Raw genomic sequence first — 11,304 nt, 5'->3', positions numbered from 1 at the left:
GCCTAAAGGATTCCAGACTGCTGAGTTTGTTCAGGAACATGGTTTCCTTGATTTTATAGTTGATCGCAGAGAAATGAAAGAGAAACTGGCGTCGTTTTTGAAGATGATGAAAAACTAAGTTTCGAATAGTATGATTTAAATAAGAAAGGCCCGATTCGGGCCTTTCTTATTTAAAATGATTTTTATATCTAATTACTTCGCAAAAAAAGCAGCAATGCGTTTGCCAAAGGCCACTGTTAAAATACCCACAAGTACTTTTGTTATTGATGATATTACAGCGTTTTGATCGTTTTCGCTGGATATGTTATACAAACGATACAGCAAATCGGGAACCGTATTAACAATAAGTAAGCCGCCGATGATAATAAGCGCTATTTCATATATCACTTTTCTATCTGCAAACAGTTTTACATTTTCCTGCTTATCTGCACTATTTGTAATAAGCCTGGTAATCAGTTTTGTGCCGGCTATTAAAAAGATGGATAAGGCCAGCATAAAAGCAAAGTTTATGATATTTAGCCAAAATAAGTTCATTTGTTCAGTCGCATGGTCGGCACCCGAAATAGCACTGAAAGTTTTTAAGAAGGTGAAAAAACCGGGAACTTTGGATAGGTTGGAAACCAGCAGGTAAACACCAAGTATCTTTATAGTTATTTCATAAATATCAGATTTCTTCATTTTTTAATTTAGCGTATGGTTTATAATTAATCGGKACGACTAAGATAAACAAATGAGCTGCATATCCATAAAAATCAAACCTCAATCCAAATAATAATGCCTTATCTGGTTTAACCCATGATCCAATTCATAAACCCAGGGTGTAGCTGTGGGTATTTCAAGCTGGGTTACCTGCTCATCTGTAAGGCAATCTATATACTTAATTAACGACCGCAGGCTGTTGCCATGGGCAACTACAATTACCTTTTGGTTACGGCGCATGGCACTTACAATAGTTTCGTTCCAAAAGGGCAATACCCTATCCATGGTCTCGCTGAGGTTTTCGGTTAGTGGCAGCTCGCGGTCTGTTAAATCTTTATAGCGCAAATCATGACCGGGAAACCGTGGATCGTCACGTGTTACAGCAGGCGGGTGCTCATTAGGGTCGCGGCGCCATTTTTGAACCTGTTCGGCACCATATTCGGCTATGGCTTCATCTTTGTTCATGCCCTGTAAAGCGCCGTAAAAACGTTCATTCAGCCGCCATGACTTCTCAACCGGAATCCATAAATGATCCAACTCCTCCAATATAAAATGAATGGTTTTAATGGAACGTTTTAAGTACGAGGTGAAACCAACATCAAAGTTATAACCATTCTTTTTAAGGATCTGCCCTGCTTTGTGGGCCTGCTGATAGCCATTTTCGGATAAATCGACATCCTCCCAACCTGTGAAACGGTTTTCAAGGTTAAAAATACTTTCGCCGTGGCGTATCAATACTATTTTTTGCATAGGTACTTGCTTAACGCAAAAGTAAGGGCAGAGTTGTAAATAAAATTGTAAAATATTCATAAATCATTTAGCTTGCATTATAAACCAATTAATACTAAACCAATATGATCCCTACTACACCTGCCCCTGTAAAGGATGGCATCGCTAATCCGGCTCCGCTTGGGCTTTGCGCCTTCGGCATGACAACCGTTTTATTAAACATTCATAACGCCGGTTTTTTTGAAATGAACAGCATGATACTGGCTATGGGCATTTTTTACGGCGGCCTGGCCCAGGTTATTGCGGGCGTTATTGAGGCAAAAAAGAATAACACATTTGGGCTAACCGCATTTACATCCTACGGTTTTTTCTGGCTATCGTTAGTTGGTCTTATTGTAATGCCAAAACTTGGTTGGGGTACAGCACCATCTGAAGGCGCCATGTGCGCTTATTTAGCCGTTTGGGGTGTATTTACCTTCCTGCTGTTTTTTGGTACTTTAAAGTTAAACCGCGCTTTACAGTTTGTTTTTGGCTCGTTAACCATATTGTTTTTCTTATTAGTGGCAGGTGATGCAACAGGTAATCCTACTATTAAACATTTAGCTGGTTATGAGGGTATTATTTGTGGCGCATCGGCTATTTACACAGGCATTGCCAACGTATTAAATGAAGTTTACGGTCGTGTTGTATTGCCAATAGGACCTGTAAACGTTTAAAATAATCTTGCTAAATTGCGCAGGTGAAAGATTTTAAAAAATACTACAGCATACCGGCAACGCCCGACGAAATTTATATGGCATTAACCAACCCCATAACTATCGAGTTATGGACAGGTGAAACAGCCCAAATGAGTACCGAACCAGGTTCGGAATTCTCGATGTGGGATGGCAGTATTGTTGGTAAAAACATAGAATTTGAGCCCGGTAAAAAAATTGTACAGCAATGGTATTTTGAAGGAAAATCGGATGATTCGATAGTTACTATAAAACTACACCCCGACAAACAAGGTACATCTGCCGAACTTAGGCATACCAACATCCCGGATGAAGATTTTGATGATATTACCGATGGTTGGACTTATAGCTATTTTGGTGGTTTAACAGACTTTTTTGAAGGCGAATAACTGAAATCGGTGCGGTAATAAGGTTAAAACAAAAAAAGCGATGAGTAGAATTCATCGCTTTTTTAATGTCAAATAAAGTCCTAAGATAAATCTTAAAATTTCAAGAACTTCATGGAGGCTGATTGGCCTTTATATTTCTACTGCCGGATGAACAAATACCTTTGATTTGATTTCCGCGCCGGCTTTACCAAGTGTAGCGGCCACAGAGCAATATTTATTTAATGATAACTCAACCGCACGGGCTGCTTTATCTTCATCAATATCGCCATACAAATGAAATTCAACCTCGATATCCTGCCATAACGATGGTTCTTTGCCGGCCTCGCGTTCGCCGTTAACTACCATTTTATAGTCCTTTACTTCCTGGCGTTGTTTTTTTAAGATGCTGATAACATCAATTGCCGAGCAACCTGCAAGGCCCATTAATAGCATTTGCATCGGGCGTATCCCAAAATCTTCGCCACCACTTTCGGGGCTGCTATCCATTTTTACTGTGTGACCAATGGAATCAACGGCCTCGAAGCCGAAATCGCCATGCACACGTTTAAGTTCTATTGTGGCCATAGTATTAAAGTTATAATGATGCTAAGTTAGGTAATTGTTGGCGTTTGCAAATAATAGCCGATGATTGTTTACGCTGTTATTACGAAAAAAGTTTTAAGCCAACGATTTTCTATCCTTTACCGGAATAACCAATTTTAAACCCGACCAAATTTCGTCTACAGCACAAACCTTTATATCAACCATTCCTATTTTAAGTGCGAAATTCCGGATCACATCTTCCGTAATATCGGTAACTACTTTCGACGCTTTCTTGGGCCATGAAACCCAGATAATCCCATCGGGCTTTATTTGCTTCATCAATTGTGGCAAATTGGTTAAAAATTCATCCTTGCTTTTAGTGAAAAAGTGAACCAGGTCTTTCTTAATGCCGACATCAATCACAAAATAAACATCCGTGGGCATATCGGTAAATAACTGGAGATAATAATCGGGCGAATTAATCAGCATTACTTTTGCCAAAGCCTTTATGCCCAGTTTTTTTGCTAATGGGGTGCCGGAGTATCCTGCCGTGTTCATCAGATAGTTTTTAAATGATGTATCAGATGTTCAACATAATCATTAGCCAGCCATTCAACAGTTTGAAGGTTGGGTTCACCTTTGCTGTTATCGCAACGGGCGTTAAGCCTATCGGCGGGGTAGCTTTCCCAAACCCTTATTATTTGCCTGTTAAGCAAAATCCAAAGGTCGAGCAATTCTTTAATATCAACGTCCTGGTAATGCTGCACGGCTACGTAGGCATCCTGCTGGTAAACCAGTTTAAAGTTTTCCTCATAGGTACAACGTACAAAACGCTGAAGGTTTATTTGGGCGCTATCAATCAGGTGGCCAATGATCTCTTTTTTAGACCATTTTCCAGGCGCCGGCCTCAAATCCCATTCGTCATCGGGCGACCTGGTTTGCAAAAAATCGGTTATAGCTGTGTTTAAAATGGCAGAAGTAGTGGTCATTGTGTGTTTTTAAATTGAGTATTTAAAGATTGTTATTTCATATTGAAATACAAAACCATTAACTTCAAAGCCTTAAAGATACATATGGCCCTTAATTATATCTGGATAGCATTTTTTTTGATCGCTTTTGTTGTAGCACTTATTAAGCTTGTTTTTTTTGGCGATGTAGAGGCTTTTAAATTGCTTGTTGACGGTATTTTCAATTCGTCAAAATCATCAGTAATGGACATTGCCTTACCATTGGTTGGCGCTATGGCTTTTTGGCTGGGGATATTAAACGTGGGCGAAAAAGCAGGCGCCATAAATTTCCTGTCGCGCCTGGTAGGGCCATTTTTTAGCCGCCTTTTTCCTGATGTGCCTAAAAAGCATCCGGCCGTGGGCCAAATGCTCATGAACTTTTCGGCCAATTTGCTTGGGCTGGACAATGCAGCCACCCCACTGGGTTTAAAAGCTATGGGGAGCCTTCAGGAGTTAAACCAGGATAAAGAATCGGCATCAAACGCTCAAATCATGTTCCTGGTACTGCATACTTCGGGCCTGCAGATGTTGCCGGTAACTATTATAGCTCAACGCGCAATTATGAATGCCAAAGATCCCGCCGATGTGTTTTTGCCTTGTATTATTGCCACCTATGCTGCCACTGTGGTTGGTTTATTAATAGTTGCAATAAAACAAAAAATCAACCTTTGGGATAGGGTAATTATAACATGGCTTGGTGGCTTAACCGCTTTTATTACCCTGGTAGTTTGGTATTTTACAACGCATTTATCACATGATCAAATTAGCATCGTATCGAAGGTTGTAAGCAACTTTTTGCTCTTCTTTATTCCGGTAGTATTTATTGTGGGCGGGGTGGTAAAAAAAATCAATGTATTTGATGTTTTTGTAGAAGGTGCCAAGAGTGGCTTTGAGACCTCTGTAAAAATTATCCCCTACCTGGTTGCTATGCTGGTAGGCATCAGCGTATTCAGGGCCTGCGGGGCTTTAGATTATATGAACGATGGATTACGCTGGGTTTGTGTTAAAGCAGGTTTAGATACCCGTTTTGTAGATGCCATGCCGGTTGCTTACATGAAACCGCTAAGTGGATCGGGGTCAAAAGGGATGATGATAGATGTGATGAAACATTTCGGCACCGATAGCTTTGCGGGCCATCTGGGCAGTATATTCAACGGGTCGGCCGATACTACTTTTTATATTGTGGCCTTGTACTTTGGTACTGTTGGCATCAAAAAATCCCGCTATGCTATCCCGGCCGGCTTAATTGCCGATTTAGCCGGAATCATAACTGCCATATTTATTACTTACCTGTTTTTTGGCAATTTAAAATAAGCTCAGCACTGTTTTTGAATTATTAATCGGCAGCTACCTTTTAAAGCTGTAAAGGCAATTTTTTGTCGATTTTTGATAAAATGACGCGTTTTCGAAATTTTGCTTTTTGCAATGAATTCAATTAATATTTGAAAATAATTACTATTTTCGATCAAACTATTGAATTGTAAGCAATTTTAGATCATAAAAGCAGGTGAATGAACAAAATATTTACTAAAAATTTATTTTTTTTTGCTTTATTTAATTTAGTTGCTTTTTCCGCCTTAGCGCAAACAATAACTATCGGCAATATTGACGCTGGCCCTTACGCGCCTGGATCGACAATAAGTGTTCCCATACAACTAACCGGTTCGTGTATAAATCCCGCTAACACTTACAATCTTTACCTTTCAAATGCCAGCGGAAGTTTCGCGTCGCAAAAATTAATCGGCAAATTTACGGGCAACTATGCAACCTTTGTAAACGGTATCATCCCTGCTGGCACTGGTACTGGCAGTGGTTATCTGGTTAAAGTGGCGGCTACCAATCCGGCGGTTACCAGCGGTGCGTCGGCTGCATTTTCGATTATAGCCGGCACAGGCACTGTTGCAGCTTTAAATTCGCAATCGATAGATGCCAATTATCCCGAAGTGTTTGGTTCATGTTCGGGGGCCAGCAATTCTTCTTACAATTTTATTAATACATCAACAACAGGCGCCACCGTTACTGCAAGTTTTTACAATGAGCTTTCGCAGGTGACCGAGGCATTGAACGTTGATTTTACCAACAACGGCAATTTTACAGCCAAAACAGCCAATTATACGGTTAGCGTAAAAGCTACAGCAGGAGGCATTGTGGGCACTTATGCATATACCCTTGTCAATAACCTGGTTAACAATAGTTTTGGGGTTGAGGGCAGCACCACAGCATGCCTTGGCAGCGGGGCTACCAATTTAACTTACAACATCGACCCTAATGTTATAAAAAACAACTATCCGGGGCTGCTTTATAATGTTTCCTGGGGCGATGGTACAGCATCTGTATCTTATACCTACTGCCAGGTACTTGCAGCCGGCGGCAAAGTTTCGCACGAATATGTTAAGGCATCGTGCGGAAACATTGTTAAGGGCCAAAACAATTCGTTCGAAGTAAAACTGCAATTAGTTAGCCCTTTTTGTGGTAATGTAGGTACGCCTGTTGCCAGTTACGCAAAGGTAATAGCTCCCCCAATTAACCTGCCGGTTGTGCCGGTGGCTGCTTGTGTAAATACAGCGGTTAAATTTGTAAACAATTCGTTTCCGGGCGATGATCCCAACAGCACATCAACGACCTGCTCAAACAGCAAAGCCCGCTATACCTGGCTTGTTGATGGTGTAACCAAACAAGTTAATTACAAACTATCTGATGCCTTCCTTTATACTTTTACAACTACCGGTACACATACGGTAACCCTGCAACTGCAAAACAACACCGGCTCATGCGCGGTTGCTGATGTTACGCAGGATATTTGTATCCAGGAACCTCCTGTGCCCGCCTTTTCGCTGCCTGTTAATTCGGGTTGCATTCCTCTTGCAGTTACCCCGGTAAACACATCAAAAATCGATTCAAATTGCAATAACACCAATAAATACGTTTGGACTGTTACCGGCCCAACGCCGGTAGCTTATGCAAACGGAACAAATGCCAACAGCCAGACACCCCAGTTTTTGTTTAATAAAACAGGTGTTTACACTATCAAACTGGCCATCTCAACAGTAAGTTGTGGCCTGATAACCGATGCCACTGCACAAACCGTTGTAGTTGATGATACGCCCACGGCCACACTATCAAAAGACACCGTATTTTGCGGAACAAATACCACCCTTAAATTTGATAATACCAACAACAGCGCTACCAGGGTAACATTTTCCGGATCGGCGCAAAACACTGGCGCAACCTACAAATGGACGGTAGCCGGCGGCGCCTTTACATTTGTTAATAATACCAGTGATGTTTCACAGTATCCGGTCATAAAGTTTAACGATTTTGCCAGGTATACTGTTAGCGTAACCAATACCAACGTTTGCGGAGCGCCGGCCAGCAGTAGTCAGCAATTAGAATTTATAGCGGCACCAACTGTTACGGCGGGCACCTACCCTGCTGTTTGTGCCGGAACGCCTGTTAATTTGAATGGTACATCCAATAATACCTCAATAAAAATGCGTTGGGCCGGCGGTACCGGTACTTTTAGCGACCCGAACCTGGCACAAACTGTTTATACACCATCGGCTGCCGAGATAAAAGCGGGCAAGGTTACACTTGTTTTTCAGGGCATAACCACGTTGGCTGCCCCCTGCGATACCATAACCGACCCGACAACAATCATCATCAATAAGGCCGATTCAATTACAAGTAAAAATACAGTAACTTCATGTGCAGGAAAGCCGCTTAGTTATAATATCACGGCTGCGAAACCCACCACAACATTTACCTGGGTAGTTGATGCCTCAAAAACCAGCGCAACCGCGGGTGGTTATACGGTAAACGGCAGCGGCAGCTTTATCAACGATGTTTTAACCAACAGCGATTTAAACGACAATGCAATTGTAACCTATAATATTATATCAACCAGCCAGGGCTGTGTTAGCGGGGTATTTGTGCTTACTGTAACCATACCTCCGGCTATTGCCACACCTTCGTTCACCAAAGATAACAGTACGGCATGTGGTAATTTGCTGGTTCAGTTCACCAATACATCGAAACCAATAAACAGCATTTTTTTATGGGATTTTGGAGATGGTTCAACAGATACGGGGATTAATCCCCAACACACATTTTTKGCAAAAACAGACGGACGGGATACTGTTTATCACATCAGTTTAAGCATTGTAAGCAATTGTAATATAGCTGCTCCCTATCTCGATTCGGTGAAGATAAGCCCACAGAAACCTGTTGCAAGGTTAATTCCAGATAGAGTTGAAGGTTGCTCTCCTTTTATAGTAACCGGCAAAAACTCATCGCCTGGGAAAAACTTACAATACACTTACTACCTGTATGATGGACCGTTGCTGCTGGAATCAAAGGTGTATACAGATAAAAGTGATTTTAAATTCGACACGCCGTTAAATACCACCCGCATAAAGCAATACACCATATTTATGATTGCCCAGGATTACTGTGGTAATACCGATACTACACTGAAACGTACCATAACGGTATCGGCCCCAACCATTACACCAGATATGTTTTTTCTGAATAATAAAAACAGCGGTTGTGCACCTTTAAATTTAACGTTTGTAAATAATTCATCAGGCGGCGATACATTTTATTATACCATTTATGATGATAAATATGCTGTAGTAACCAATGTAGCCGCCGGTACCGATAATTTGCCTTACGTGTTTACAAAACCAGGCTTGTATTACATAACCATTACGGCTTCAAGTAAATGCTCGTCAGGTGTCGAGTCATCAAAATCAACAAACCGGGTTATGGTATATGATATACCAAAGGCCGGCTTTGCAGCATCAGATACCACAGGTTGCCGAAATGTTACAGCATCATTCACAAACACAACCTATGCCGACCCTAATACGCAGCCGGTAGCTTTATCCTATACCTGGTATTATGGGGATGGTGCCACAGCAACCGGATTTACGCCGCCGCCGCATACCTATAGTTTTAAAAATTCGCCATACACGGTTAAACTTGTAGCTGTTAACCCGCTTACCGGCTGTGCAGACAGTTTAGTAAAAAAAGACTATATCAAAGTTACATCGCCCCCGGGGACTGTTTTTACGGCAAGCCCTGATACGATAACCAGTATACCAAATTACCAATTTCAGTTTGTTGACCAAACCACGGGATCACCAGCCAACTGGGCCTGGGATTTTGGAGACGGAACCTTAAGCGCCCGCCCTAACCCATCTCATACTTATGCCGATACCGGAAAATACAAAGTGACACTGATAACCAGCACTAAAGATTTTTGCGATAGTGCGGCAACACACTATGTGCGCATAACCGGCATTCCCGGCGAACTGTATTTACCAAATGCATTTATGCCCACCAGCGGTACAACCGAGCTAAGAAGGTTTGCAGCTAAAGGATCGGGTATTAAACAATGGCACCTGCAAATATTTAATGGTTTTGGCCAGTTAATTTGGGAAACCACCAAACTATCGGCCCCTAAAGGCACCCCTATTGACGGCGACGGTTGGGACGGTACTTTTAAAGGCGTACCGGTAGAGCAGGGCGTTTACGTATGGCAGGCTTCGGCAACGTTTATAAACGGCAGCGAGTGGAAAGGGATGTCGTACAATAATTCATTACCCAAACGAACGGGTGTTGTTCATTTAATAAGATAAATAATGCGCGTTTTGCTCAAAGGATATATCTTGTGGTTATTAATACTGTTGTGTGGCAAACTGGCCGTTGCCCAGGACCACATGTATTCGCAGTTTTTTAATTCGCCTGTATATCTTAACCCTGCATTAAACGGGCAGTTCCAGGGCGATCTGCGGATGAATTTAATTTATCGCAATCAATTTACATCGGTGCCCGGTGGCTTTAATTATCTTACCGCATCTGTTGATTACAATATCCCGCAGTTTGGTGGCGGGATTGGTTTAATATTTACCCGGGGCAACGAAGGTACCGCCGGGCTTACCAAAAACAATATAGCCGGTATTTATTCTTATAGTGTTGGTTCTGATGATTTTGTATTGTCGTTTGGCATACAGGCGGGGGTAACCAACCGCACCGTGGATTATGGTAAATTGATATTTAGCGACCAGATTGACCCGCGTTTAGGGTACATCCCCGGATCGCCAACAAATGCCGAGTCACCACGATTCGACAACCGGTTTTATTTTGATGCCGGCGCCGGGGTAAACCTCGCTTTAAGCGATTTTAATATTGGCGGCGCGTTGCAGCATATCAACCGCCCCAATGAATCATTTACCGGTACACCCGCAAAACTGCCTATGCGCGGCACAGCACACGTAAGCTATAGATGGGACCTTAATAGGGATGAGAATCTTGATGAGGACGAGAAATCATTTTTTATTCCATCGGTAGTTTTTTATAAGCAATCAACGGCGCAATCAATAAATATAGGGCTGCAATATAAAAGGCATAACCTAAATGCCGGTTTATGGGTGCGTACTGCCGGATCAGGCGGACCCTCGGCTATTACATTTTCGTTAATATTTGATTTGTTTTTAAACAAAGAAAGCGGAGAGAAATTCAGGCTGGGTGTAAGCCACGATGCGCCAATTTCGGGACTCAATTACAGCAACACCAGCGGCACAACCGAAGGAAGCATTGGTTATGAAACCACCCTACCCTCGCGCACGGATGCCTACCACAAGTTTGAAGGGGCAAGACGTTGTTATGATTTTTATTAAGAATTTTATTTATATCTTTATCAGCTATATATCCTGAATTAAGATGGAGAAAATCTATCAAAAAGCAAGACCTGACCAGTCTTATCTTAAAGACAAGCAACATAAAAAGAAAACAGCCATGATAGGTGTATGGATGTTGGTGCTTTTTGGAATTATTTTTATGATAGTGGTGGTGAAATTTGCTACATCCGGCGGCTCATCTGATATGCTTACCTTTACCATGTTCCCAAACAGCGATGATGCTTACCAGGTGGCTAAACAGTACATTGCCCCTACTATCAAATCGAGCAATCTTGCTTTTGCCGAAGACCGTTACCAGTTTGCAAAAAAGTCCGACTCGGTATTTGTAATAAAATCTTACGTAACATCAATTGATGAAAAAGGAGCAAAAGTAAAAACCAATTTTCAGATCACGTTAAAATATGACGGAGGCCCCAAAGCGGTGCAGGATAACTGGACAATGATTGATATGAATGAGGTAGCAGAATAGTGCTTCAATATTCAGGACGGTTCGCGATCTATAAAACGTTTTAATAATACCTTT

Annotated in this window: 11 protein-coding genes and 1 pseudogene; 7 read left to right on the top strand and 5 right to left on the bottom strand. The window is 41.9% G+C overall.

The features are described 5' to 3' along the window. Positions 1–118 (top strand): annotated as a pseudogene (locus AC1DV1_RS10470) (acetyl-CoA carboxylase, carboxyltransferase subunit beta); the annotation flags it as partial. 74 nt (positions 119–192) lie between these two features. Here AC1DV1_RS10470 and AC1DV1_RS10465 read toward each other — a convergent pair. Next, positions 193–678, bottom strand: a complete 486-nt coding sequence (locus tag AC1DV1_RS10465; protein ID WP_477358491.1) for a hypothetical protein — start codon at positions 676–678, stop codon at positions 193–195. An 81-nt stretch (positions 679–759) separates the two neighbouring features. After that, positions 760–1,449 (bottom strand): 2,3-diphosphoglycerate-dependent phosphoglycerate mutase, encoded by a 690-nt coding sequence (gpmA, locus tag AC1DV1_RS10460; RefSeq protein WP_477358489.1) that lies wholly within the window; start codon positions 1,447–1,449, stop codon positions 760–762. 104 nt (positions 1,450–1,553) lie between these two features. Here gpmA and AC1DV1_RS10455 point away from each other — a divergent pair, with 104 nt between their 5' ends. Together AC1DV1_RS10455 and AC1DV1_RS10450 are read left to right on the top strand one after the other, a co-directional pair. Then, on the top strand, positions 1,554–2,144 hold the full coding sequence (locus tag AC1DV1_RS10455) for an acetate uptake transporter (protein WP_477358486.1): 591 nt from the start codon (positions 1,554–1,556) through the stop codon (positions 2,142–2,144). Positions 2,145–2,167: 23 nt separating this feature from the next. Continuing rightward, positions 2,168–2,551 (top strand): SRPBCC domain-containing protein, encoded by a 384-nt coding sequence (locus tag AC1DV1_RS10450; RefSeq protein ID WP_477358484.1) that lies wholly within the window; start codon positions 2,168–2,170, stop codon positions 2,549–2,551. Positions 2,552–2,680: 129 nt separating this feature from the next. Here AC1DV1_RS10450 and AC1DV1_RS10445 read toward each other — a convergent pair whose 3' ends face one another. From AC1DV1_RS10445 to AC1DV1_RS10435, 3 genes are all read right to left on the bottom strand, one after another. After that, on the bottom strand, positions 2,681–3,115 hold the full coding sequence (locus tag AC1DV1_RS10445) for an OsmC family protein (protein WP_477358482.1): 435 nt from the start codon (positions 3,113–3,115) through the stop codon (positions 2,681–2,683). A 93-nt stretch (positions 3,116–3,208) separates the two neighbouring features. Continuing rightward, a complete protein-coding gene (locus AC1DV1_RS10440; protein ID WP_477358480.1) occupies positions 3,209–3,631 on the bottom strand; it encodes a DUF3052 domain-containing protein in 423 nt (140 codons plus the stop codon). Continuing rightward, positions 3,631–4,062 carry a DinB family protein gene (locus AC1DV1_RS10435; protein WP_477358478.1) on the bottom strand — a complete coding sequence of 144 codons (432 nt, stop codon included), beginning with the start codon at positions 4,060–4,062 and terminating at the stop codon, positions 3,631–3,633. The genes AC1DV1_RS10440 and AC1DV1_RS10435 overlap by 1 nt, the downstream gene beginning before the upstream one ends. Before the next feature lie 84 nt (positions 4,063–4,146). Here AC1DV1_RS10435 and AC1DV1_RS10430 point away from each other — a divergent pair, with 84 nt between their 5' ends. The 4 genes from AC1DV1_RS10430 to AC1DV1_RS10415 all read left to right on the top strand — a co-directional run bounded on the left by AC1DV1_RS10430 (position 4,147) and on the right by AC1DV1_RS10415 (position 11,250). Continuing rightward, positions 4,147–5,394, top strand: coding sequence for a nucleoside recognition domain-containing protein (locus AC1DV1_RS10430; RefSeq protein WP_477358475.1), 1,248 nt, complete (start codon positions 4,147–4,149; stop codon positions 5,392–5,394). A gap of 197 nt (positions 5,395–5,591) precedes the next feature. After that, positions 5,592–9,719, top strand: coding sequence for a PKD domain-containing protein (locus tag AC1DV1_RS10425; protein WP_477358473.1), 4,128 nt, complete (start codon positions 5,592–5,594; stop codon positions 9,717–9,719). Positions 9,720–9,722: 3 nt separating this feature from the next. After that, positions 9,723–10,760 carry a PorP/SprF family type IX secretion system membrane protein gene (locus AC1DV1_RS10420; protein ID WP_477358471.1) on the top strand — a complete coding sequence of 346 codons (1,038 nt, stop codon included), beginning with the start codon at positions 9,723–9,725 and terminating at the stop codon, positions 10,758–10,760. 43 nt (positions 10,761–10,803) lie between these two features. Beyond that, entirely contained in the window at positions 10,804–11,250 is a 447-nt protein-coding gene (locus AC1DV1_RS10415) for a hypothetical protein (protein ID WP_477358469.1), read from the top strand. The last annotated feature ends 54 nt before the right edge of the window (positions 11,251–11,304 follow it).

The sequence above is a fragment of the Mucilaginibacter sp. P4_D1 genome, assembly GCF_056401935.1.
Note: the sequence above shows the minus strand (reverse complement) of the source record. Positions and strands in the feature narration are given on the sequence as shown.